Genomic DNA, 24,618 nt, shown 5'->3' with positions numbered 1-24,618 from the left:
GATTATGTAATATTAATATGAATCTATTACTCCTTTTTTCTGACAAAAACGGCTACTATTGCAGCTGTTATAGCTCCCATGATTAAAGCCCCAACTGTACTTTGCCACAAATAACTAGTTAAATTAAAGTAATTGTTCGCCTCTTCTTGGGTCATTTGCCCTCGGCTTACGGCAAAGGCTTTCACGTTCTCAAAATATTCTGGTGTGATTAATTCATGAGTTACCAGCTGACTAAAAGGTGTCAAAATCACCACTACAGCGGTAATAATCAAACCTGAAATAAAGCCTTGCTTCCAGCTCATCACATTATTGAAATGCTTCTTTCGCTTTTCCAGCAAAGCCAGCACATAGACAATTATAGAAGGGATGGCAACGAAATTGGTGTAAGTTGGATGATCTGCTATATTTTCATCATGCCACCCCATGGCTTTTTCAAAATACATCCATACGAGCATCATAATCACAAAGATTAATCCCCATTTTATTTCAATTAGTCGCTTCTTCATTTTTAGTTTTCTTTTGTTGACTTACTAAATATACTCCAAAAAATATCATCAATGCAAATACAGTCTTTTCCCAGCGGAAAACTTCTTGCCCCAGAATAATGGTGATCAAAGTTGCAAATACGGGTTGCAAATAAATATAATAGCCCACTATAGTAGAATTCACATGCTTTAAAGCCATGGCATTTAAAAGATAAGCCAAAAATGTAGTTCCAATAATTACATAAACTATGCTCCACCAAATTCCTGAGGGAAAAGCTTGGAATTCAACATCAAAAATTGGGACTATTCCAAAAGGGACAATCATCAAAGTTCCGAAAAGAAATACCCATTTCACTACCGTGATAGGCTCATATCTTTGCATGAGAGGTTTTACCATCACAAGATAAATCGCATAGAAAGTGGCGTTGAGGAAAATAAAAATATCCCCTAAAAAGGCATCATTATCTATACTCACTTCCTTATTTAGCACTAGTAGAATCACGCCAACAGCTCCAATTAAAATCCCGATGATTTTACGCCAAGTGATTTTTTCATTCAATAACCAAAAGGAAATCACTAGAACAATAATCGGATTAGCCGTCATAATGATGCTGGCATTAACTGGACTCGTCAAGCTCAGTCCATTAAAGAAAATCAGCTGATTTCCCATAACCCCAAAAACTGCACATTTGGCAAAAAGCCAATAGTCTTTCTTTCTAATTACTTTTTCTGAGGAAGTAAGCGCATGATAAATCCAGAAAAGAATAGTTGCCACCGTAGCTCTTAGTAAAATAAAAGCATTGGGACTCATGTAATTAGGCATCACGCCTTTTGCGATGACATAATTTGCGCCATAGATTAAACCTACTAGTGCCAGTGCTCCATGAATTTGCCAGGTCTTATTCATTTGGCAAAAGTAAGGGATTATATGGATATTGCAGGTTCTAAATTTACAAGCTTATGATATTCGGAGAAGATAAACCACTGGCAGAAAGAATGCGCCCAACTAAACTGGAAGAATTAGTCGGACAACAGCATTTGGTAGGCGAAAAAGGTGTTTTAAGATTGACAATTGCTCAAGGAAAAGTTCCTTCTATGATTTTCTGGGGACCTCCAGGTGTAGGCAAAACCACCATTGCCAATATCATAGCCAATCAGGTGAAAGCGCCATTTCAAACTTTAAGTGCAATAAGTGCTGGAGTTAAAGATGTTAGGGAAGTTATCCAAAGAGCCTCCCGATCTGGAAAAATCATTTTATTTATAGATGAAATTCACCGCTTCAATAAATCCCAACAAGATGCACTTTTAGGCGCTGTAGAAAAAGGAGTCATTACTTTAATTGGTGCCACAACAGAAAATCCATCTTTTGAAGTCAATTCCGCTTTGCTTTCTCGTTGTCAGGTCTATACACTTAAAGCATTAGAATTAGAGGATTTAAAAGGATTATTGAATACCGCTTTAGAAAATGATGAAAAATTAAAAGAGCTCAATATTGAAATCAAAGAATACGAAGCCTTAATTCAGCTTTCAGGCGGTGATGCCAGAAAGCTTTTGAATTTATTTGAATTGGTAATTGATGCTTATGGAAAAGATGAAAAAATCAAAATCACCAATGATCAGGTCAAAGAAATCGCTCAAAATAGAATGGCGATTTATGATAAATCAGGTGAACAGCATTATGATATCATTTCTGCCTTTATTAAAAGTATAAGAGGAAGTGATCCGAATGCCGCACTTTATTGGCTCGCCAGAATGATAGAAGGTGGAGAGGATGTGAAATTCATTGCTCGCAGATTGTTAATTTCTGCATCTGAAGACATCGGACTAGCTAACCCTAATGCCTTATTAATTGCCACTAATACTTTTCAAGCGGTTAGCATGATTGGCTACCCTGAAGCGGAAATCGTATTGGCGCAATGTGTCACCTACTTAGCCTGTTCACCAAAAAGTAATGCATCTTATCTAGCCATTAAAAAAGCAAGGCAATTAGTTAGAGATACAGGTGATTTATCCGTTCCATTGCATTTACGAAATGCCCCAACAAAATTGATGAAAGATATGAATTACGGTAGCGGATATAAGTATTCTCACGATTTTCCTGGGAATTTTGCTTATCAAGAGTTTATGCCAGAAGAAATTAGTAAAAACACCCTCTATGAGCCTCAGAACAATGCTAGAGAGAAAGATTTTCGACAAACCCTACAAAATCTTTGGCGAAAAAAGTATAATTATGACTAATCTAAGAATTATGGTATTTTTTTTATTAATTTAATTACCTACCTTTAATTTTAATAAAAAACTAAGCATAAACTATAACTAAGAAAGAACATGGATCCAAAACTGGAAAAGTGGAAAGAGATTGAATTTAATGTGGATCTCCCTCATGCCAAATACGAAGTCTCGAATTACGGTAGGATAAAGAGTTATTCGACACGTGAAACCGGAAAAATCATCAAAGGATCAAATGTGAACGGCTATCAAGCTATCATGGTACGCTTTGATAAAAGAATTACACAAAGCTATTATGTACACCGTCTGGTTGCTGAATCATTTATCCCGAAGGATAATGACAATCAGGTGTATGTTACTCACTTAGATTATGACAAATCAAACAATCATATAAGTAACTTAAAGTGGGTTTCTGAAAGAGAATTAGCTGATCACAATAATAAAAATCCTAAAGTGTTAAAGAAAAGGGTTACTGGTTATAAATTGACCGAATCAGATGTTAAAGTGATCAAAAAAATGCTAAAAAACGAAAAGACCAGGTACAGTCAAATCGCCAGACAATTTGGAATCACGCATACACAATTAAACAGAATTAGAAAAGGACACAATTGGGGACATGTAACAATTGATGATTAATTAATCATCACTTTTATCATAAATTTAAAGCATGCTTTCTTTAATTAGAAGCATGCTTTTTTAGTTTTAAGGCCGTTTTTATGATTCCATTCATAATTTTATTAGTCCAAATAAAAAGCTTCAAGCCATTCAATTGTTTATCCCGTAATTCTGCGCTAATTTTAGGCTCAAATTCGTTTACAAAATGCAAAGAGATAATATAATATTTGACCTCATAAAGAAGGAGCAAAAAAGACAAGAAACAGGTATTGAGTTAATCGCATCTGAAAATTTTACTTCGCCAGAAGTTATGGAAGCTATGGGAAGTGTATTAACCAATAAATATGCAGAAGGCCTACCAGGAAAAAGATATTATGGAGGATGTGAAGTAGTAGATGAGGTCGAAAATTTAGCAATAGAAAGAGTTAAAGTACTATTTGGCGCCACTTGGGCAAATGTTCAGCCACATTCTGGAGCTCAAGCTAATGCTGCAGTAATGCTGGCTTGCCTTAATCCCGGAGATAAAATTTTAGGATTTGACTTATCTCATGGTGGGCATTTAACACATGGCTCTCCAGTTAATTTTTCAGGAAAATTATACCAACCATCATTTTATGGAGTGGAAGAAGAAACTGGTTTAATTGATTGGGATAAAGTTGAGGTCACAGCAAAGAAAGAAAAACCAAAAATGATTATTTGCGGTGCATCAGCATACAGCCGTGAATGGAATTATAAAAAGTTAAGAGAAGTTGCCGATGAAGTAGGAGCTATTTTATTAGCTGATATTTCTCACCCTAGTGGCTTAATTGCTAGAGGCTTATTAGATGATCCATTAGATTATTGCCACATTGTAACTACCACAACACATAAGACTTTACGTGGACCAAGAGGCGGATTGATTATGATGCGTGATGATTTTGAAAATCCCTTTGGATACAAAAACCCAAAAGGAGAGTTACGTAAAATGACTCAATTATTGGATTCAGGTGTATTCCCTGGAACGCAAGGTGGGCCATTAGAGCATGTAATTGCAGCTAAAGCAGTGGCCTTCGGACAGTGTTTAACTGATGATTATTTCAATTACATTTTGCAAGTTAAGAAAAATGCTGAGGTTATGGCTAAAGCATTTATGGAAAGAGATTATAAAATCATTTCTGGTGGAACGGACAACCACTTAATGCTAATTGATTTAAGATCTAAAGGCATTACGGGAAAAATTGCTGAGGCGGTTTTAGGTGAAGCTGATATTACCATCAACAAAAACATGGTACCATTTGATGATAAATCACCATTTGTTACTTCAGGAATGAGAATCGGAACTGCAGCAGTCACTTCAAGAGGATTGGTAGAAGCTGATATGGAGAAAATTGTTGATTTCATCGATACAGTGATCACTCAACATGAGGATAAGCAAAAAATTACTTCTGTGAAAAATGAGATTAATGAATGGATGGTAGAATTTCCTCTATTTAAATAATTATGAATTCGCATGTTAATCATATATAATCATCAAATTTTCATCTACGTATAATTTAGATTTCATATAACAATATATGCCAGCAGATCAACCACAAGCGGAGATGAGCTTTTTAGATCATCTGGAAGCCTTCCGATGGCATATCGTAAGAGCTTTGTCCGCTGTTGTAATTTTATCTATTGTAGCCTTTGCTTCTAAAGAATTTGTCTTTGGAACCTTGATTTTAGGTCCTTCCAGACCTGATTTTTGGTTTTACCAAATGGCTTGTCAACTGGGCCAAACTATGGCTAATTCAACTGCTTTTTGTATAGATGAATTGCCTTTCATTATTCAAAGTAGAAAAATGACAGGGCAGTTTAGCATGCATATTACTTCCTCCATTGTTTTGGGAATTATAGTGGCTTTCCCCTATTTCTTCTGGGAAATGTGGCGATTTGTAAGCCCTGCATTATATGAAAATGAAAAGAAAACAAGCAGAGGAGCTACCTTCTTTGTGAGTTTACTCTTTATGTCTGGAGTATTATTTGGCTATTATATAGTATCTCCTATTTCAATAAACTTCTTGGCAAATTATCAGGTGGATGCTTCTGTTCTGAATGAATTTGACATCACATCTTATGTTTCCACTTTAACGATGCTTGTTTTAGCATGCGGGCTGATGTTTCAATTACCCATGGTAATTCTTTTTATGAGTAAAGCGGGTATAATCAATCCACAAATTCTGAAAAAATATAGAAAGATTGCGATTGTTGTGATTTTGGTGATCAGTGCTTTTATAACACCTCCAGATCCAATCAGCCAGTTGTTGATTTCTTTCCCACTTTTGATATTATATGAAATAAGTATTTATATTTCAGCAGTTATTCATAAAAGGAAAGATAAAAAGGAAGCAGCATTAAAGAAATTAGAAGATAGCTAAAAATAAGTTTATGCTTTTTGCCGACATACCAGGACTTACTGATTTAAAAGAACAACTGACAAAGGGTGTAAAATCTGGTAAAATTGCACATGCTCAACTCTTTTGGGGGAAATCCGGTGCGGCTAACCTACCGATGGCTTTGGCATATGCTACTTATTTAAATTGTGAAAATCCGACTGAAAATGATGCTTGTGGGCAGTGCAATTCCTGTCACAAAAATGCAAAATTCATCCATCCTGATTTTCAATTCTCATTTCCTACTGCAGCAAACGACAGCATAAAAGGAGACGACTCCAAACTAAGCAATAACTTCATGAAATATTGGAGATCTTTTCTCTTAAAAGATTCCTTTGCCTCTGCTGCTAATTGGATTGATCATATTGGAACTGGAAACAAGCAACTCAATATTGCCAAGGATGAAAGTAAAAACATCATCCGAAACCTTTCCCTCAAAGCCTTTGAGGGAAAATATAAAATCATGCTGATTTGGTTACCAGAATACCTACACCCTTCCGCTGCAAATGCATTGTTGAAAATAATTGAAGAACCATCTGATAAAACTGTTTTTTTATTGGTTTCCAACAATAGAGAGAAGTTAATCGGTACCATCATTTCGAGAACGCAAGCTGTGCACGTGCCCAACTATTCTGATGATGAAGTGAAAGATATTCTGGTTTCTAAATATGAAGCAGCTGAAAATCAGGCAAAGCAGCTAGCTCATATTGCTCAGGGAGACCTCCACAAAGCAGTTGAATTGATTGACGATGTTTCAGATGATGCACAACAAGAATTTGAGCAGTGGATGCGAGAATGCTGGGCAAATGATTACACAAAGTTAGTAAAGAGGTCAGATGATTTCCATAAATGGGGCAAAATGAATCAGCAACAATGGTTGGTTCATGCGGAAAATATATTGAGGGAATCATTAGTAGCGCTGATGCAAAATACTGAATTGATGAGAGTTCCTGATGAACATGAACAATTTGTAATGAAATTTAGCAAAACCTTAAGTTTGGAAAAAATTGCCCAGATGAATGAGATCCTCAATAAAGCCATTTACTACTTGGAGAGAAATGCAAGTGCTAAAATGACTTTACTCAATGTTTCGCTTCAACTATCAGCTATTTTGAGAAGAAGATAGCACCCACAAATTTTAGAAAAAGCTTGAATTTCTATTGTCAAAGTTCAATAGGCTTGTCAATGAGCTAATCCAAATACAACGAAACAGAAACAGATAATCAGCAATACATGTGATCCAACTTTACTAGAATCTTTTGTATATTACAATATATCAATAAAAGGAACCTTATGAACAGAATATCTTTTTCGCTCATCTTCCTGATCTTTTCTTTTTCTTCATTTGGCCAAATTCTGCACTACGAAAACTTTGCAGTGATTTTAGATACTACAAAGCATGTAAAAGGGAATATTGTCCCTAGTTTTCAATACCAAAATCTCAAGGAAGACTTGATAAAATTTGAAAATACAGCCGATTTTTCAGTCCTATTCAATCGTAATGCTGTTACAGTAGCTAATAAAGTAGAACTATCTCGATTTGGTGATGAAACATTCGAAAGTGGTGGCTATTTCTTCATTGAATACAGAAGAATTCAAGATACACTTCCCTTTGCTTTAGAACCCTATTTTCAAGCACACTGGAATGAAGTGAGAGGATTAGATAGGAAATATGCTGTAGGAGCAAATTTCAGATGGCGGGTGATCTATAAAAAGAATACAGGAATTTTTGCAGGAATTGGACCATTCTATGAATATGAACAATGGGACTATCGTGGTGTCCCAGATTCTGAAAACATCCCTAATCCAGCAACACCGATTACCACTGAATTAGTTAGGTTGGGAAGCTATATTAGCTATAAACAAAGAATAGCAGATAAGTTCTTATTAGATTTAAGTGTCTATTACCAAGATGACATTGAAAATCTCTTCGATAATCCAAGAGGTGGTAGTAGCTCAAGGCTAACCTATAAATTGACCCGATATTTAGGCCTAACCTTACTGTATCAAAACATGCATGATCCCAATCCAGTGGTTCCTATTGATAAACTATATCACAATGTGACATTCAGCTTTAGTATTAACATCTAGCAATCAATACACCATACCAAAAACCTGCAACAATTCCTGATCTTTTCCTCTAATTTCAGAGGTCACTCTTAAGCCATTATCAGATTCCTCTATTTTAAGTAAACCATAATTAAGCTTATTGACCAGCTTTCCAATTCGGTGCTGATTAGGCTCTTGTGGGGCATTTTCCCACACGTGGGTCAAACCACTAGAAGTAACTTCGAGCAAAGGATAATCCAACTCCTCCACTTGTAAACTCGAAATCTCAGCTATATGCCGATCTCCGCTTAAAAGTATTGCTCCACGTGGTTGCTTTGCCTGAATCAAATCAAATAACTTCTGTCTTTCTTGCGGAAAGTTAGCCCATTTTTCATAATCATGATCTTCGGGAATAAACTGAATTCCACATGCAATAATGTATAAAGACACCTCTTCATCTGATAGTTCATTTTCTAACCATGACCATTGTTTCTCACCCAAAATACTTCCCGTTTTATTCTTTTGATACACTCTATTGACTCGTTCCAACTCACCTCTATGATATCGGGCATCTAATAATATCACCTTTACGGTATGCGATTTCCACTTCAAATCATAAGAAGAATACACTCCTTCCCTTTGTCTCCTAGGATCTTCCTGCGCTACTCCAAAGAAATCTAAGAACAATTGCTGACTTTCTTCTTTATAAGGATACTCCTGGCCCGCGTCATTTTTACCATAATCATGATCATCCCAAACGCCTACTACAGGCATTTGCTCTGTCAATGCTTTATAGTCAGCTTGATTCTTTTGTACTTCATACTTTTCCTCCAAAAGCTTCATATCATCCGTATCCCCATAAATATTATCTCCCAAAAACATGAATAAATCTGGATTATGATTCATGATAGGTTGCCACAATGGCTGTTCTAAGTTTTGACGATTACATGATCCAAAAGCCAAAGTCAATGTTTCATTTGAATCAAATTCAAAGGTTTGGTCTTGAGCAAAAAGGGAAGATAATGTGAAAAGAGTGACTGAAAGTACTAAAATAAATTTTGACATTTTCTGTATGATTTGAGATGATACCGCAAATTTATTGCATTAATTCACAAAGACTTTAATTTAAGATTAAGTTTTGATAATTAATATGTAAAAAATAATGAAGGGATAATATCTATAAGCTCGGGGACTTGATAGTGTGCAATGAGGATGGTAGTTTATTTATAAATCTATGAAACACAAATCTTAGGGAGCTACAATTTTAAATACAGTATTGATCCGCTCAGAATTGTAGAGATTTAACGCTTGCTGTAACCTTCTTGTAGCTAGTTTGTAATCTTGATTGTGTATTGCAATGAGGCCTTGATTGAAAAATTGCAATGCGCTTAATTGTCTTAGGCTTATTTCTTTGTAGATGGTTTTAGAATTTGGCTGACCATAGGCTAAAGCTCCGATGGCTTCATTTTGCTTCAGTGCAGTATTGCTACTATCTGGAAGAAAATCATCCTTAAATTCCTGAATCTCTATTGCATCAGAAATCCATCCATTTCTTGGATCAGTAGTTTCTAAGATGTATTCTTTTTCATCGATTTCAGCAATGATGAAAACATGATAATCAGTTTCAATTATTCTATGATCAACATTAAAATATTTTAACAAAATCGAATAGGTAATACTCGCAGAAACACAATCATAACTTCCACTTTGTAATAAATTACTGAAAGTAGTGCCTTTATTATATTCCTTTAAAAGTTTTTGATGCGTTTTATAAAAAAGATATTGTAAAAAATATTCGGCATCTGCATCAGATTTTCTTTCCAATTTTTTGACCAATCTGTTCCAAGAAGTATGATTTTCAAACTGATCGATCGATGCTATAAATGCAATATCATTTAATAATTCTTCATTTTTTGGATTGAAACTTTGAGCACTTAACGGATTATTAAGCCCCACTATTATCATGAACAATCCGCAAAGGACTGTTCTGAAATAACTGCGATATGGTAATAAAATTGATTTCAATGTTACCTAAATGTTAACATATAACGAATTAACATTACACTAAGTTAACAATTTATTAATAAATATAATAAATAGGTAATATAAAATCTACTAAAATGTTATTTACTTTATTGAATTACAGATAATTACATAAAAATAAATCCTTATAGCTCATTAACATGCTCTAAATAATAATCTGCCTGTTTCAAAAGCTCTTCTTTATCTTGATCAGATTTCTTGTCCCATGTTCTGTACATCATAGCAATGCGTTGGTTTTTCGCCAACTTATCACGGTGAGTGTTATAAAAATTCCAGTAAAGGCTATTAAAAGGGCAGGCTTTTTCCCCAACTTTCTTTTTATGATCATAATAGCAATTCGAACAATAATTACTCATTTTATGCATATAATTAGCACTTGAAAGATAAGGCTTGGAACCAACGATTCCCCCATCTGCAAACTGGCTCATTCCTCTGGTATTGGTAATTTCTACCCATTCAATCGCATCTATATAAATTCCCAAATACCATTGATCCACCTCATCTGGATCGGTCATATTTAATAAAGCAAAATTACCTGTCACCATCAATCGTTGGATATGATGAGCATAAGCTTCTGTTAAAGATTGCTTAATGGATTTCTCCATACACTTCATTTTGGTTTTACCTGTCCAATAAAAATCAGGTAGTTTCCGATCATGTTCGAAAAAATTCATTTCGGCATAACCCGGCATTTTTGCCCAATAAATTCCACGCATATATTCCCTCCAACCAATCACTTGCCTGATGTAGCCTTCAACTTGAGCAATCTTAATTTTGTCTTGATTCTCTTCCCATGCCTCAATGATTTTATCTACCAACTCCTTAGGACTGATTAATTTTGAATTAAGCGCAAATGAAATTCTGGAATGAAACAAAAACTGTTCTTCGCTATGCATGGCATCTTGATAAGTACCAAAATACGGAAGAAGCTCTCGGCAGAAGTATCGTGCAAATTGTAAAGCTTGTTTTCTATCGATGGGCCAGTGAAAATTTTCGGCATCAACAGTCCCTATTGTTTTAATTCCTGCTTTCTCAATATCTGAAATAACCGCTTTTACATCATTTTTATAGCTGTATGCAGGTGGAATTGGGACTTCGCCTTTATATTTATTTCGATTGTCATGATCAAAATTCCACTTCCCTCCTACGGGTTCAGTACCCTCCATCAAGATATCATGATCTTTTCTCATTTTACGATAAAAATTCTCCATTAAGAACTGCTTCTTCCCTTTGAAAAAATCAGCAATATCATCTCTCTCAGTTAAAAAATGTTCGGTTTCGACAGAATTGGTAGAAATAGAAATCTCTTCACATAAATTTTTTAACTGCTGATCCAACCGATATTCATCGGGAAGTAGGTATTCAAAATGCTCAATTTCATTTTGTTCGATGAGTTTTTTGATATTTGTTGTTAAGGATTGCTCATTATCTGAATCATTTATTTTCAGATAAAAAAAATTATGTCCTTTTTCTTCCAGGTCGTCTTTAAAAGCCCTCATAGCTGAAAAAAAGCCAACCACTTTTTGAATATGATGACTGACATAATCCGTTTCTTGACGCATTTCCATCATCATATAGAACACATCATCGCTCGCTTCATTAAACCACGAGTGTCTATAGTTTAACTGATCGCCCAATATTAATCTTAACGTCTTTTTCATAAAATCATTTTGGATATCAACTCAATCCTCAAGCAATTGTTGATTAAACTCGTCCCTTCATTGTATTAAGAAAAGATTATTGGCAGTAAATAAATAATAATAATTTGATATGTAGACTATATCCTTTAGCAATCGTTAAATATTTATAAATTTACCTTAGCATAAAATCAAGATTAAATTATGAAAAAGCTATTAATCGTACTAGGCAGTATTATCGCACTTTTTGTTTTGACCATTATTCTGGTCCCGGTTCTCTTTAAAGATAGAATAGTCTCTACGGTGCAGACAGAAATCGATAAATCTATCAATGCCAAAGTAAACTTTGAACCAGCCAAAATCAGCATTTCGCTATTATCAAACTTCCCTAATTTGACTTTAGGGGTGCGTGATTTTTCTATAACTGGAAAAGAGACCTTTGAAGGAGACACATTGTTTGCAGCTAAAGATTTTTCTGTGGAAATGGACATTGTTGCCATTCTCAAAGGTGAGCCTTTAAACATAAAAGGAATAATGCTAGATGAGCCATTAATCAATATCTTGGTTTTGAAAGACGGTTCAGCTAATTATGACATTACTTATCCTTCCGATGAGCAAGAACCAGTGGAAGACACAAGCTCAGAAGATGAATTCAAATTTGGGATCGACCACTGGGAAATTAAGAACGGTAGAATCAACTATTATGATCAAATGTACGACATGGCTATTTCCCTTTTGGGCGTAGATCATACAGGAAATGGGGACTTCACGCTTTCTGTTTTCGATATGCAAACCAAAACTACAGCTGAAGATTTCTCTTTCGCTTATGATGGCGATGTTTATGTGGCCCACAAAACCTTAAAAGCGGATTTATTTTTAGGGATGGATATGGATAATATGAAATTCACTTTTAAGGATGCTAAAGCAACTTTAAATGATTTTCATCTTAATTTTGACGGCTATTTTGCCATGCCAACAGATGATTATGACATGGACATCAATTTTGCTACCACTGATACAGAATTTAAGAATGTCCTTTCTTTGGTGCCCGGTATGTATGCTGATGGGTTTGATGATTTAGAAACTAGCGGAGAATTTGACTTCTCTGGATATATAAAGGGGATTTATAGCGATACAAAAATGCCGGGCTTTGCTGTAGACCTAGTCGTTAGAGATGGGTTTGTAAAGGCTCCAGATGTACCGCTTCCGATCGAAAAAATAGGCTTGGAGATGCATGCAAAATCTGAATCAGGTGATTTAAAAGACGGTCTTTTGGAATTGAAAAATTTTGGGTTAACAATTGATCAGGACCGATTTACTGCTCAGGCCGTAGTAAATAATTTTGATTCTCCTATTTGGAATTTAAGCGTCCAAGGAGGCCTAAATTTGGATATCATATCTAAAATAGAACCTTCAGAGGATTTCAAAATGGGTGGAATCATCACTGCCAATATTAATTCAAAAGGTTCATATGCAGATGTAGAAAAAGAGGATTATGGAAAATTACAAACCACAGGAAATCTTAAAATGCAAAACTTCTCTTATGCAGAAAAAGATGCACCAGGTTTCAGCATTTCCAATGCCGACATGAATTTTAATCCAGAATCAATCAATCTTACCACGCTAAATGGAAATTATGGCAAAAGTGATTTCACTTTAACTGGGAGCTTGAGTAATTATATAGCCTATGCCGTAGATGATAGTGCAGTAATAAGAGGTAATATGAAACTAAGCTCTTCTCTTTTGGATATCAATGAAATGATGGGAGTTTCGGAAGAAGATGTTGCTGAAACCACTGAAGACACTACTGCCATGGAAGTAGTGGTAATTCCAAAAAATATAGACTTTACATTTGACGCTACTGTTCAAACTATCAAATACGATAATTTTGAAATGAAAAATGCTGTGGGGCAAATTAAAGTGAAAGACGGAATCTTAACTCTTGATCCTTTAAAGATAGATATGCTAGAAGGAAGTATAAAAATGACTGGTTTGTACAATAGTCAAGATGAATACGAGCCTAAATTTGATTTCCAATTAGATATATCCAAGCTTAGTATCCCTGAGACTTTCAAAAATGTAATGACCGTCCAGAAATTTGTTCCAATTGCTGAAAAAATGCAAGGAAAATTCAGTACTGATTTCAAAATCCAAGGTTTATTGACACAAGAAATGATGCCTGACCTAGCCACTATTTCTGGTGGAGGACTTATAAAGATTGCTGATGCGGCAGTAAAAGATTCAAAAGTGATCAATGGTGTCACCTCGCTCTCAAAATTAGACAACACAAATGAAGTGATACTCGATGATGTGCAAGTCCAGGCGGAAATTAAAGATGGCAGATTGAGTGTTAAACCTTTTGATGTAAAAATGGGGAAATATAAAGCCACTGTTGATGGTAGCACAGGTTTAGCTGGAGACATTGCTTATAATATGCAACTAAATGTACCAACCGGAAGCATGGGTCAAGCTGCCAATTCTGCAATATCTAATTTATTAGGAAGTAAGGTAGAAGCAGTAGGGAGTTCGGTAAACCTTAATTTTAATATAACCGGAACTTATGACGATCCAAAAGTTAAATTAGGGAAGACCAGCACTGAAGGCGGCAGTTCAGCAGCAGCATCTGTTAAAGAACAAGTTGGCGATAGGATTGATGAAGAAAAAGAAAAGCTTAAAGCAGAAGTCGAAGCGCAGACACAAGCGGCTAAAGATAGCGCAAAAGCCGAGGCTGAAAGATTGAAGAAAAAAGCGGAAGAAGAAGCTAAAAAGAAAGCAGAAGAGGAAAAAGAAAAACTAAAAGACAAAGCCAAGGGAAAATTGAAAGATATTTTTGGGGATGGAAATTAATATAAACTCCTAATTGGCAAAAAAGGCAGCGGTTATCAAAACCGCTGCCTTTTTTGCTTTCATACCCATAAGTCAATCAAATTCATTGATTTAAAGTTATGTACTTTTTAATTGAGTTGTTAGAAAAACATACACATTCCAAACAAAATTTTTAAAAATCGTAAGCAAGAAGAGAAGGTAAAATTTCATTGCTTTTGGTAAGGCAAACTGAAATATTTACCTAATTTTAGATTTTTATTTTTCATAGTGTAAAATTATTACAGATTATGCCAACAGCAATTTATAAGGTACCTATTCCGAAAAACGAACCGGTAAATAGTTATGCACCTGGAACTCCAGAAAGAGCCTCATTGCAAGCGAAGCTTAAAGAGCTAAGAGCTCAAGAAGTAGATGTTCCGATGTATATTGGTGCTGAAGAGGTTAGAACAGGAAAAACGCTTCCTTTAAATCCTCCACATGATCATCAACATAAATTAGGACAGTTTCACGAAGGTGATGGTAGTCATGTTGAACAAGCAATCAAAGCTGCTTTAGCTGCAAAGCAAGAGTGGGCTGATCTGCATTGGCAACAAAGAGCATCAGTATTCTTGAAAGCTGCTGATTTGATTGCTGGTCCTTATAGAGATAAAATTAATGCGGCTACCATGTTAGGGCAATCTAAAAATGCTTTTCAAGCTGAAATTGATTCAGCTTGTGAGTTAGCCGATTTCTTAAGGTTCAATGTAAAATACATGACCGAAATCTATGAAGAGCAGCCCTTCTCTCCTGATGGAGTTTGGAATAGAATGGAATACAGACCATTAGAAGGTTTTGTATTTGCTCTAACGCCATTCAACTTTACAGCTATCGCAGGAAACTTACCTTCAAGTGCTGCCCTTATGGGAAATACTGTTGTTTGGAAACCTGCTTATTCTCAAATCTATGCTGCGAATGTAGTCATGGAAATTTTCAAAGAAGCTGGTGTGCCGGATGGTGTAATCAATTTGATATTTGTAGATGGTCCTACTACAGGAGACATTATTTTCAAACATCCTGATTTTGCTGGTATTCACTTCACTGGAAGTACAGGCGTTTTCCAAAATATTTGGAAACTAATTGGGGAAAATATCGAGAAATATAAATCGTATCCAAGAATCGTAGGTGAAACTGGAGGTAAAGATTTCATCGTGGCACATAAAACAGCTGATCCTAAGCAAGTAGCTACTGCTATAACTAGAGGGGCTTTTGAATTTCAGGGACAGAAATGTTCAGCTGCTTCAAGAGTTTATATTGCTGATAATATTTGGGATGAGGTTAAAGAAAACCTCGTTGCTGATGTTAAAGATATCAAAATGGGCGGCCCTGAAGATTTTGAAAACTTCTTCAATGCTGTAATTGATAAAAAAGCATTTGATAAAATCAAAGGATATATTGATCAAGCAAAAGAAAGTAATGTTGCTGAAGTAATTGCTGGTGGTGAATGTGATGATTCTAAAGGTTATTTCATTCAGCCAACTGTTATTGTAACTAAAGATCCTCAGTTTGTGACTATGCAAGAAGAAATCTTTGGCCCAGTAGTGACAATATATGTGTATGAAGCTGAGAATTTTGAAGAGACCTTAACATTAGTGGATGAAACTTCACCTTACGCATTAACAGGAGCTATTTTCAGTAACGACCGTTACATCATTGAAAGAGCAACCAAGCGCTTAAGCCAAGCTGCTGGTAACTTCTATGTAAATGATAAACCAACAGGGGCTGTTGTAAATCAAAATCCTTTTGGAGGGGCTAGAAAATCAGGTACAAATGACAAAGCAGGTTCTAAATTGAACTTATTACGTTGGTGCTCTGCTAGAATGGTAAAAGAAACATTCGTAACGCCTACTGATTACAAGTATCCTTTTATGGGAGAATAATAGATAAGAGAATCTAGAGTCAAGATTCAAGATTCAAGACTTAAAGCCTTCGAAAGAAATTTCGAAGGCTTTTTTTTTTTTGAAATATTTGTATTCAATTCTTTATAGATGGTTGGTGTGCCACCAAGCATGGGGCACAGGAATTACAAACCTAAATTTATACCAGTAAATTGCTAATTTATCTACTCGTTCTATTCCGTGTCAAGATATAATGTTAATTCATTTTCTTCGGTCTCTAAATCTATTATCTTGATTCTCGATTCTAGTCTCTTGATTCTTGACATGACTTTTGGTTAGGTTCTAGACTCTATTCTCTAGGTTCTTGATTCTTCACTCTCATTTCTCATAAACCACTCTACCGTCAAAAATCGTCATGGCAACATTCGTCTGTAATATATCATCTTCTGGAATGCTCATAATATCTTGATCAAAAATGGTGAAATCAGCTAACTTCCCAACTTCAATTGAACCCTTAATATCTTCTTCAAAAGCGCCATAGGCAGCATCCAAAGTATAAGACTTTAAAGCTTGCGCTCTCGTCATTTTTTGCTCTGGCTCATAACCACCTTCAGGAGTTCCCTCTAGAGTCTTACGACTCACGCTAGCATAAAATGAAGCAAGAGGATCAATCGGCTCAACCGGCACATCAGTTCCATTTACAATCGGCACACCCGATTGCAGTAAAGCTTGCCACATATACGCTCCTTCTTTTATTCTCTTTTCACCCAATCTATCAATGGCCCAAGGTCTATCAGATGACATGTGGACGGCTTGCATTGCTGGTATCACACCCAACTCTGCAAATCTCGGGATATCATCAGGATGCAAATGTTGTGCGTGTTCAATTCTGAACCTGTGGTTGTCAGTTAGTGCCGCATTTTCATTCATTGCTTTTTCGTATCTATCTAATATTTCCTGATTGGCTCTATCTCCTATTGCATGCGAACACACTTGGAAACCAGTTTGCAATGCCTTATTCGAAGTGGTATAAACAAAACTCATAGGCAAAGTCTCATGTCCGAAATGACCAGGCTGATCAGTATATTCTTCCAAAAGCCAAGCTCCTCTCGAACCTAAAGCACCATCGCAATTTAATTTAATAGAGCGGATGGTTAAAAGATGAGCACTATCAACTTCAGGTCCTTTTTCATACCATTCATTAAGTAACTCCTTATCCCAACCTGTTAGCATAGCAAACATCCTAACATCCAGTTTTCCTTCCGCTTTCATGTCACGATAAAGTTGAATATTTTCTCTTCCTATGCCTGCATCATGAAAACTTGTGATGCCATTTCTATGACTGGCTTTCACGGCTAATTCAAAAGCTTTTCGGTCTTTCTCAGGGGTGCTTTCAGGAATATGTTTGGTTATTAATGTCATCGCCCTTTCATTGAAAACCCCTGTTGGATTACCCTGCTCATCCCTGAATATTTCTCCGCCTTCCACATCCAAATTTGCCATGCTTTCTTTTGATAAAGGCAAAACCCCAGCAATTTGCATAGCTTTCTCATTTGCCATCCCAGCATGACCACTGGCATGTCTCAAATAAACAGGGTTGTTGGGCGACACTTCACTAATTGCATGATGGAGAGGAAAACCATTGATTGTGTTTTCGGGCATTTCACTCCATTTGCTTTGATGCCATCCCCGACCCGTAATCCATTGACCAGGCTCGGCTCCATCCACTGCTTCTTTCACTTTTTGAATGATTTCATCGAAACTTTTAGTCTGCAGCAAATCAACATTTAATTCATTATAGCCCAGCCCCATAAAATGACCATGGCCTTCGATAAAGCCAGGCGTCATTGTTTTTCCAGCCAAATCAATTTGTTTGGTATTTTCTGAAGTATATTTCTCAAGCTCCGATGCGCTTCCGGCATAGATAATTTTGTTGTCCTTAACTGCCACTGCCTCCACTGTGGGTTGATTATCACTAACAGTATAGATGGTACCTCCTTTAATGATCAAGTCAGCGGTCTCTTTTTGGTTTTGACAACCCATAAAACTGAAGATCGCAAGCGATAATAGTATAGCTTTTATTTTCATAATGCGTTTTTTAAAATTTTGATTGAAAGTAAATTTAAAAAGCATGAAAAGCAACAAAGATTATTTCAATGGATATCAATTAGTTTAGCAAAACATGAAATTTAAAAATATCACTGTTTCACAACCAATACAGATTAAATTGTGTCTTTTCAGACATAGGAAGTAAAATATTCTATAAAATACTCGTTATGCATAACAAAAAAATGTAACAATATTTTATGATTGTGGTTTATTTACCTATTTTCACAACTATTAAACAAATAAAACTATTATGAAGAAGAAAAATTTATTTTTAAAATCAACAAGCTCGCTTTTAGCGATGCTGTTCGTTGTAATGTCGGCCTTTATGTTTACGGCATGTGATCCAGAGGAAGAAGAAGACCCAGAACCAGAGCCAGAAAGTTCTATTTTAGAAATTGTAGCAGAAAGTGACTCTCACACTCAGCTAGAGGCTTTTGTCAATGCAGATACAGATCTGGCAGCTACTTTAGGCGGAGATGACTTAACACTATTTGCTCCAAATGATGCAGCCTTTGATAAATTAAAGATTGCATTAGGGGTTGAAAGTCTTGAACAAATTAGACCTGATGTCATTGCTGCAGTTTTACGTTTTCATGCTGTTAATTCAGTTGAGAGAAGAGAAAGTTTCAGTGAAGAAACAGAGTTAACAACTGTTCAGTCTGAAAATATCACTTTTAATGCTGAGGGAAATATTTTTACTGGATGTTCTGATACAGACGTCCAATTTGTTGGCGAAGAGATTTTAGCTACTAATGGTGTTGTACATGTTGTAGAGACTATTTTAGTTCCTACATCGATTTGCAATACTATCGGTGCGAACTTAAACAAAGTATCTCAAACTATTTTACTAAGTGCTAATTTTAGTGTTTTGGCTGATGCTATTGCTAAGGCCGATACTTATGCAGCTGAAACTGAAGGCGTGACACCACTAACTCAAATTTTAACTGGTTCAGTTGAAGGCTTATCACAAATCACTGTTTTGGCTCCACCCAATCAAGTATTTGAAATGGGCAAGATCACTATAGATTCATTCGAACCTCAACAGTGGTATGGTATTATTGCTAATCATGTAATAGGATCAAAAGAATTAAGAGAAGAATTCACTTATATTGATGCTGACAATATAGTAACTTTCCGTACACTAGCACAAGGTACTATAACCGTTGTGCCTTCTGGAGGTTTGGATTCAAATGGACAATCTGGAGCCGAAGCTACTTTTGCAGTTGATCCTGACACGGGTGAAGAGATTGTTAATATTGAATCAGAAAACGGTGTGGTACATGCGATCGCAGGTATTTTACTACCTGCTTCATCTGGTAGATATGCTGTTGATGCAAAATATGGATTGAATAAATAATTTACAATTCAAAATCAAACTTAAAGGCCATCTTGATAGATGGCCTTTTTTTATATTAGAAAGTTAACCTTATTGTAATTACCGATTTGGGAACTATAATGCAAATCATTGACTTTTTAACAAAAAGTCTATTTTCAATTATGGATATCCTTAAAGATTGAAGAGCGTTTGTTTTAAGAAAAAACATTTGCAACTCCACCTCCATTTTTTCCTTTCTTCATTTAAGGAAAAACATAAAACATTATGCGTAATATCCTCCCGATTCGCTAAAAGACACACCAAATAGTTTAGTAGAATATTTAGCAAAAGGAAAAGAGCAAAGCACCAGGTGGTTTAATAAGGTTAAATCAATAAAAGTGTATAAGCACTTGACGACATGAGCACATATAACATAAAATGTGTGTGTGTGTGTGAAGGGGGAGGATAAATCAAAAAATTCTAGCTTGAATCCTTTGACTGCTTTCTATTTTAAGACTAATCTAAACTTGGGTAGAGATTGCTGCGAAGAGTGATAAAGTATAAATAAGTCATTAATTCTATTCTTCCCGAAATTGAATGGAATTTAAAACTAGCAGCATCAGTATCATTAAAGCAGATTATTTATTTTTAACTCTTTAGCACCAGATATTAAAAAGGTGATCAACGTATTGATCACCTTTTTAATTGAGCTTTTTATCGTAATTAATTCATCAACTGATCGAAAGTAATCGACACATAGTAAATAGCGCCAATTCTAGGTGCACCAAAGCTTTGTATGTAGTAATTATTCAATAAGTTTGAACCACCCAGCTTTAACATCATTTTTGAAGGTAACTTATAAGATACCTGAGCATCTGCTGTTCCAAAAGCTGGGATAATCCCATCCCCAAATGAAGATTCCCAGAAGAATTCTGACTGCCATCTATAAACCACATTAAACCCTAGTTTATCAGTTAATTTTCTGTTACCAAATTTTAAGTTAAACTTATGTTCTGGCGTGTTAAATCCAAATACAAAATCATCACTCGCATTTTGAGTATTTAATTTATTATAATTGTAGTTAACTCCTACGGTGTACTTTTTTGGTAAACTATAATTTAGCTCTCCAGCAAAACCATAAGCACTTATTTGCTCATCTGCATTAGTATACACTTGGAAAGTATTGTCAGCAGTACCATTCAATAGCGTCAAAGGATTAGGAGTGCCATCAGGATTTAATCCAGCTCTGCGCATCCTTTGCTGCACAATAAAACTATTATAGTTATTATAATAACCAACAAAATCCATCATTAACTTATTATCTATAACACTTTTATAACCTACTTCAAAAGACTGTACTTGTTCAGGGGCTACTGGCTTGAAGTCCTCCACTGCTACTAATTGTTGCGCTGCATTAGGAATGAAGTTTGGATCTGCTCTTTCATCTGGACTAGCTGCAAAGACATCCGCTGCGAAACCATTAACTGATTCAATAGTATAGATATTTGGATCAGTACCTATTCCATACTGCTCTAAATTACCCGGCAAGCCACCCAATAATCTACTGGAAATAATATCTAAATTAATGAATTGTCCTTGAGTGGTTGGATTTCTAAAACCAGTTTGGAATGAGGCTCTAATATTATGGGTTTTATTGAAAGTTAATACTCCTGATAGTCTTGGGCTAAAAACAGCATCAAAGTTCTCATTTTTATCTCCACGGATTGAACCGATCAATTTTAATTTATCATCCAAAAGCCTTTTAGAAGCTTGAGCAAAACCACCGATTTCATTAATAGTAATTGGATTATCAGGACTATCAGGAAATATAGTTCCATTTGACCTCAAATCATACTGTCTAAAACTTCCACCAACTAGTAGGTCCACAAACTCGATTTTATCGCTAAAGTCGTATTGTGCCTCTGCATGATACATCCTTGATTGGTCATTAAACTTCGGTCCAGTTGGTACTGTCCCGTTTGCAGCTTCATTTAAAATAGCTTGCCCTTCTTCCGAATCAAAGTCCACATCAAAAAAAGCTTCCGTAGTGGTTCGTGCATAACTAAATGCATCTTGTTGCATTTGAGCACTAACATCGGCCACCGAATTAGTGTTAGGATCAATACCTTGAGCATCTAAATAAGCTAAATAATTATAAGCATAAGTACCTAACCAACCTGACACATCCTGTGTAAAAACTCCAACTGGACTATTTGCAACGCTAAGATCCAATACACGTTTTGCATAAAACTCTGTAATATATGAATCACCAGAATTCTCTATTGTAGCATACCCCCTCACAAACCAATTAGTGCCTTCAAATTGAAGTCTATGCTGCTGAATCCCAAAATTCTTTAAACTATAACGCTGAGCACCGGTATAGATACTTGTTCCATAACCAGCATTCCATAAGTAACTCGCTTCTATATTATTATTCAATCTATAATACAGTCCAATATTAGCTTTAAGATTTTCAGCACCATAGTCAATTAATTGATGCTCTTCAAAAGGTGTGGCAGAAACCAACTGATTAGGTAAAAATCCATTTTGAACAAATTGATTTGCAGGAACCCCTTTTCTAATTATATCATCTCTTTGAATTTGCGAGTTATTACTTAATTGTCCAGCCAAAGTCCCCCAAGCATCTGAAAGAGATAAAATAGCTAAATTTACCGCAGCTTCATCACCCATCAAATTTGGCGCATCTGAGCCAGGATTAAATGGAAATCCATCAGGTTGCAATGCAGCATTTCTGTCTGACGAATAATCTGTAGCATACCAGTCTTCTGCTTTCATATAACTAGCATTCACTTTAAATGCAAAACGATCATTAAATAGCGATTTTGCATAACGAACTGACGCCTCGTACATAGGTTGAGGAGTACTTGGTGCTCCAGCCCCAGTATCTGCCCCAATGTGATTAACTCCTGTCTTCGCAAAAGCACTAAATCCCTGATATTCAAATGCAGATTTACTAGTAACTCTCATAATTCCATTAAATGCATTTGGCCCGTAAAGTGCAGATTGTGCACCTGGAATAAACTCCACACTCTCTACATCCAATTCTGAAGGTCCATTTAAATTACCAATAGGGAAGTTCAATGCAGGAGCCTGAGTGTCCATTCCATCTGTTAACTGCACAAAACGAGTATTACCAGTTGAGTTAAATCCTCTGGCATTTACGATTTGGAAGTTGATACTACTTTGGGTAACATCTACTCCCTTCAAGTAGCCAATAGATTTATAATAATTATCTGCGGGAGTTTGCTGAATAGCTAAAACATCCATTTTCTCTATGGATACGGGAGACTGCAAGATACTTTCCTCCACTCTTGATGCAGAAACTACTACTTCCTGACCCATGATGAGCTCTTCTTCTAGAGCTATCTTAATTCCAGTGCTTCCGCCAGTTTGTCTCTCCGGATTGTCACTACTTTCATCAATCGTATATTCTACAGTTTTATAGCCCACCATACTAAATTGCAAGGTAATAGGGGTTGGTAAATTAACACTAAAATCGAAGTTACCGTCAAAATCAGTAGTGGTTCCCAGTACTTTTCCTTTTACAACCACATTCACTCCAATTAGAGGGACTTTGGATTCATCATCAACGACAGTTCCTGAAATCTGGGTTTTTTGTGCCATTCCTTGCCAATTTATTCCTATTAGCAGGCACAATACTAAGGCGGTTCTTTTGAGTAAATACATTTCCATAGAGTATAGTTTTTAAAATCTTCTATCAAATTAATGAAATATAACAGCTGATTAAGCTGTACAACCAACAATTTTAAATAAATTAATACAATTTATAGCGAAAAAATAAAATTATCTTTCCGATTACACTTTTTTATTGATGAAAGGCGTAAATATTACTACAAATAAGCGGGGTTTTACAGTATTAAGAAGAATTCTTAGGTTGCTCAGTGCACAACCTTCATTTAAACAACTCCATTTATCAACCTCCTTTTTCTTTGGTGGAAGAATTGAGGATAGCTTGCCAGCCTGGCTGGGGGCTTCTCTAATCTATTTTTCTACCTTATAAATAATCTCCCCTTTAGGCAGTGCATATTTTTCTACTCTATATTCTGGAAGTTCATTTACATAATTATCTTCCGTTACTGCAAATCCTGCTTTTCTTAATCTATCGGGATAATCTTTTCCATAAAGCCTTACATGATCATCTTGACCAAATATTTTCTCTCTTTCTTTAGGATCTGTAATGCTATTGTCTTCAAAGGTTGCTTCAGGAATAGGCTCAAAAAAAGGAATTTGTAGAATGCCCCAGCCACCAGGTTTTAATACTCGGTGTAGTTCACTCATAGCTTTTATATCATCTTCAACATGCTCCATCACATGATTGCAAAAAACCACATCAAATGTATTTGCAGGAAAGGGGATATCATGAATATCCATCTTCACTTTTGCCAAAGGGGATTCTAAATCGGCTGTTATATAGTCTTCACCATGGAGTTTTTCAAATCGATCCATAAAACATTGCTCTGGTGCTACATGAAGAACCTTCAGCTTACTGTCAAAGAAATTAGTCTTCTCTTTCAAATAAAGCCAAATCAAGCGGTGTCTTTCTAGTGAAAGCGTATCTGGACAAAGCGCATTTTCTCGTGGATTGACCCTACCATATGGTAAGAATTTTCTATATCCCTTCTCGTTGATCGGGCAATAAACAGTATTTCCTCGATAAAAAAGACCAATGATTTTTAAACTGATACCACTTATTCTTTGAATGTATTTACGGGGTACATTTCTTAATATAAAACTGATAATTTTTTTCATAAGTTAGTATTGGTTTGCAAAGGTAATAAATTGAATGAATCCTCTAGCTATTCAAGCATGGTAAAAGGTCTACTTTTAACGGTCTGACGGGTTCTGAAAAGAAACTTAAGAATAGAGATTTAAATCTATGGAGACTTGCCTGAGCAAGCAGGCACAAATGAAGACGGACAAGTTGAATTTTTTACTCAAAACAATACAACTATTTTAAAGAAACAAACATCCAATATATAAGCC

17 protein-coding genes are annotated in these 24,618 nt (G+C 35.7%); 9 read left to right on the top strand and 8 right to left on the bottom strand.

All coding sequences use genetic code 11. From position 1 onward, the window contains the following. Nucleotides 1-26 precede the first annotated feature (26 nt). Both FTRAC_RS15700 and FTRAC_RS15695 read right to left on the bottom strand, forming a co-directional pair. Nucleotides 27-506, bottom strand: coding sequence for a DUF4199 domain-containing protein (locus FTRAC_RS15700; RefSeq protein WP_013455255.1), 480 nt, complete (start codon nt 504-506; stop codon nt 27-29). Then, a complete protein-coding gene (locus FTRAC_RS15695; RefSeq protein WP_013455254.1) occupies nt 487-1,392 on the bottom strand; it encodes a DMT family transporter in 906 nt (301 codons plus the stop codon). Before FTRAC_RS15695 ends, FTRAC_RS15700 begins: the two co-directional genes overlap by 20 nt. Nucleotides 1,393-1,445: 53 nt before the next feature. Between FTRAC_RS15695 and FTRAC_RS15690 the strand changes: the two genes are divergently transcribed. The 6 genes from FTRAC_RS15690 (at nt 1,446) to FTRAC_RS15665 (ending at nt 7,831) form a co-directional block, all read left to right on the top strand. Then, nucleotides 1,446-2,723, top strand: a complete 1,278-nt coding sequence (locus tag FTRAC_RS15690) for a replication-associated recombination protein A (protein WP_013455253.1) — start codon at nt 1,446-1,448, stop codon at nt 2,721-2,723. A 90-nt stretch (nt 2,724-2,813) separates the two neighbouring features. Continuing rightward, nucleotides 2,814-3,350, top strand: a complete 537-nt coding sequence (locus FTRAC_RS15685) for an NUMOD4 domain-containing protein (protein ID WP_013455252.1) — start codon at nt 2,814-2,816, stop codon at nt 3,348-3,350. A gap of 184 nt (nt 3,351-3,534) precedes the next feature. Next, the gene (locus tag FTRAC_RS15680; RefSeq protein ID WP_013455251.1) at nt 3,535-4,806 is read left to right on the top strand and encodes a serine hydroxymethyltransferase; all 1,272 of its coding nucleotides are present in this window, start codon (nt 3,535-3,537) and stop codon (nt 4,804-4,806) included. 76 nt (nt 4,807-4,882) lie between these two features. Beyond that, nucleotides 4,883-5,725, top strand: a complete 843-nt coding sequence (tatC, locus tag FTRAC_RS15675) for a twin-arginine translocase subunit TatC (RefSeq protein ID WP_013455250.1) — start codon at nt 4,883-4,885, stop codon at nt 5,723-5,725. A 10-nt stretch (nt 5,726-5,735) separates the two neighbouring features. Beyond that, entirely contained in the window at nt 5,736-6,866 is a 1,131-nt protein-coding gene (locus FTRAC_RS15670) for a DNA polymerase III subunit (RefSeq protein WP_013455249.1), read from the top strand. 167 nt (nt 6,867-7,033) lie between these two features. Then, complete coding sequence (locus tag FTRAC_RS15665) at nt 7,034-7,831, top strand: DUF481 domain-containing protein (protein WP_013455248.1); 798 nt, start codon at nt 7,034-7,036, stop codon at nt 7,829-7,831. 3 nt (nt 7,832-7,834) lie between these two features. Here FTRAC_RS15665 and FTRAC_RS15660 read toward each other — a convergent pair whose 3' ends face one another. The 3 genes from FTRAC_RS15660 to FTRAC_RS15650 form a co-directional block, all read right to left on the bottom strand. After that, a complete protein-coding gene (locus FTRAC_RS15660; protein WP_013455247.1) occupies nt 7,835-8,854 on the bottom strand; it encodes an alkaline phosphatase D family protein in 1,020 nt (339 codons plus the stop codon). 183 nt (nt 8,855-9,037) lie between these two features. After that, a complete protein-coding gene (locus FTRAC_RS15655) occupies nt 9,038-9,814 on the bottom strand; it encodes a hypothetical protein (protein WP_148230096.1) in 777 nt (258 codons plus the stop codon). 143 nt (nt 9,815-9,957) lie between these two features. Further along, nucleotides 9,958-11,493, bottom strand: coding sequence for a cryptochrome/photolyase family protein (locus tag FTRAC_RS15650; protein WP_013455245.1), 1,536 nt, complete (start codon nt 11,491-11,493; stop codon nt 9,958-9,960). A gap of 180 nt (nt 11,494-11,673) precedes the next feature. Here FTRAC_RS15650 and FTRAC_RS15645 point away from each other — a divergent pair, with 180 nt between their 5' ends. Together FTRAC_RS15645 and pruA are read left to right on the top strand one after the other, a co-directional pair. After that, nucleotides 11,674-14,316, top strand: coding sequence for an AsmA family protein (locus FTRAC_RS15645; protein WP_013455244.1), 2,643 nt, complete (start codon nt 11,674-11,676; stop codon nt 14,314-14,316). Between the two features lie 266 nt (nt 14,317-14,582). Then, nucleotides 14,583-16,211 carry an L-glutamate gamma-semialdehyde dehydrogenase gene (gene pruA, locus FTRAC_RS15640; protein ID WP_013455243.1) on the top strand — a complete coding sequence of 543 codons (1,629 nt, stop codon included), beginning with the start codon at nt 14,583-14,585 and terminating at the stop codon, nt 16,209-16,211. A gap of 336 nt (nt 16,212-16,547) precedes the next feature. On the opposite strand, the gene FTRAC_RS15635 is transcribed toward pruA, so the two are convergent. Then, nucleotides 16,548-18,257 (bottom strand): amidohydrolase, encoded by a 1,710-nt coding sequence (locus FTRAC_RS15635; protein ID WP_013455242.1) that lies wholly within the window; start codon nt 18,255-18,257, stop codon nt 16,548-16,550. Nucleotides 18,258-18,528: 271 nt separating this feature from the next. Here FTRAC_RS15635 and FTRAC_RS15630 point away from each other — a divergent pair, with 271 nt between their 5' ends. Further along, nucleotides 18,529-19,635, top strand: coding sequence for a fasciclin domain-containing protein (locus FTRAC_RS15630; protein ID WP_013455241.1), 1,107 nt, complete (start codon nt 18,529-18,531; stop codon nt 19,633-19,635). Between the two features lie 681 nt (nt 19,636-20,316). Here the strand turns inward: FTRAC_RS15630 and FTRAC_RS15625 are convergent. Together FTRAC_RS15625 and FTRAC_RS15615 are read right to left on the bottom strand one after the other, a co-directional pair. Continuing rightward, the gene (locus FTRAC_RS15625; protein WP_245545982.1) at nt 20,317-23,238 is read right to left on the bottom strand and encodes a TonB-dependent receptor; all 2,922 of its coding nucleotides are present in this window, start codon (nt 23,236-23,238) and stop codon (nt 20,317-20,319) included. 378 nt (nt 23,239-23,616) lie between these two features. Next, a complete protein-coding gene (locus FTRAC_RS15615; protein ID WP_013455239.1) occupies nt 23,617-24,384 on the bottom strand; it encodes a class I SAM-dependent methyltransferase in 768 nt (255 codons plus the stop codon). Nucleotides 24,385-24,618: the final 234 nt, after the last annotated feature.

The organism is Marivirga tractuosa DSM 4126 (genome assembly GCF_000183425.1).
GTDB classification, from domain to species: domain Bacteria; phylum Bacteroidota; class Bacteroidia; order Cytophagales; family Cyclobacteriaceae; genus Marivirga; species Marivirga tractuosa.
Note: the sequence above shows the minus strand (reverse complement) of the source record. Positions and strands in the feature narration are given on the sequence as shown.

What these genes read in the sequence shown, in the direction of transcription:
- FTRAC_RS15630 (WP_013455241.1), top strand. Translation starts at nt 18,529, where the DNA reads ATGAAGAAGAAAAATTTATTTTTAAAATCAACAAGCTCGCTTTTAGCG.
- FTRAC_RS15685 (WP_013455252.1), top strand. Translation starts at nt 2,814, where the DNA reads ATGGATCCAAAACTGGAAAAGTGGAAAGAGATTGAATTTAATGTGGAT.
- FTRAC_RS15635 (WP_013455242.1), bottom strand. Translation starts at nt 18,257, where the DNA reads ATGAAAATAAAAGCTATACTATTATCGCTTGCGATCTTCAGTTTTATG.
- pruA (WP_013455243.1), top strand. Translation starts at nt 14,583, where the DNA reads ATGCCAACAGCAATTTATAAGGTACCTATTCCGAAAAACGAACCGGTA.
- FTRAC_RS15615 (WP_013455239.1), bottom strand. Translation starts at nt 24,384, where the DNA reads ATGAAAAAAATTATCAGTTTTATATTAAGAAATGTACCCCGTAAATAC.
- FTRAC_RS15695 (WP_013455254.1), bottom strand. Translation starts at nt 1,392, where the DNA reads ATGAATAAGACCTGGCAAATTCATGGAGCACTGGCACTAGTAGGTTTA.
- FTRAC_RS15700 (WP_013455255.1), bottom strand. Translation starts at nt 506, where the DNA reads ATGAAGAAGCGACTAATTGAAATAAAATGGGGATTAATCTTTGTGATT.
- tatC (WP_013455250.1), top strand. Translation starts at nt 4,883, where the DNA reads ATGCCAGCAGATCAACCACAAGCGGAGATGAGCTTTTTAGATCATCTG.
- FTRAC_RS15660 (WP_013455247.1), bottom strand. Translation starts at nt 8,854, where the DNA reads ATGTCAAAATTTATTTTAGTACTTTCAGTCACTCTTTTCACATTATCT.
- FTRAC_RS15665 (WP_013455248.1), top strand. Translation starts at nt 7,034, where the DNA reads ATGAACAGAATATCTTTTTCGCTCATCTTCCTGATCTTTTCTTTTTCT.
- FTRAC_RS15680 (WP_013455251.1), top strand. Translation starts at nt 3,535, where the DNA reads ATGCAAAGAGATAATATAATATTTGACCTCATAAAGAAGGAGCAAAAA.
- FTRAC_RS15670 (WP_013455249.1), top strand. Translation starts at nt 5,736, where the DNA reads ATGCTTTTTGCCGACATACCAGGACTTACTGATTTAAAAGAACAACTG.
- FTRAC_RS15650 (WP_013455245.1), bottom strand. Translation starts at nt 11,493, where the DNA reads ATGAAAAAGACGTTAAGATTAATATTGGGCGATCAGTTAAACTATAGA.
- FTRAC_RS15690 (WP_013455253.1), top strand. Translation starts at nt 1,446, where the DNA reads ATGATATTCGGAGAAGATAAACCACTGGCAGAAAGAATGCGCCCAACT.
- FTRAC_RS15645 (WP_013455244.1), top strand. Translation starts at nt 11,674, where the DNA reads ATGAAAAAGCTATTAATCGTACTAGGCAGTATTATCGCACTTTTTGTT.
- FTRAC_RS15625 (WP_245545982.1), bottom strand. Translation starts at nt 23,238, where the DNA reads ATGGCACAAAAAACCCAGATTTCAGGAACTGTCGTTGATGATGAATCC.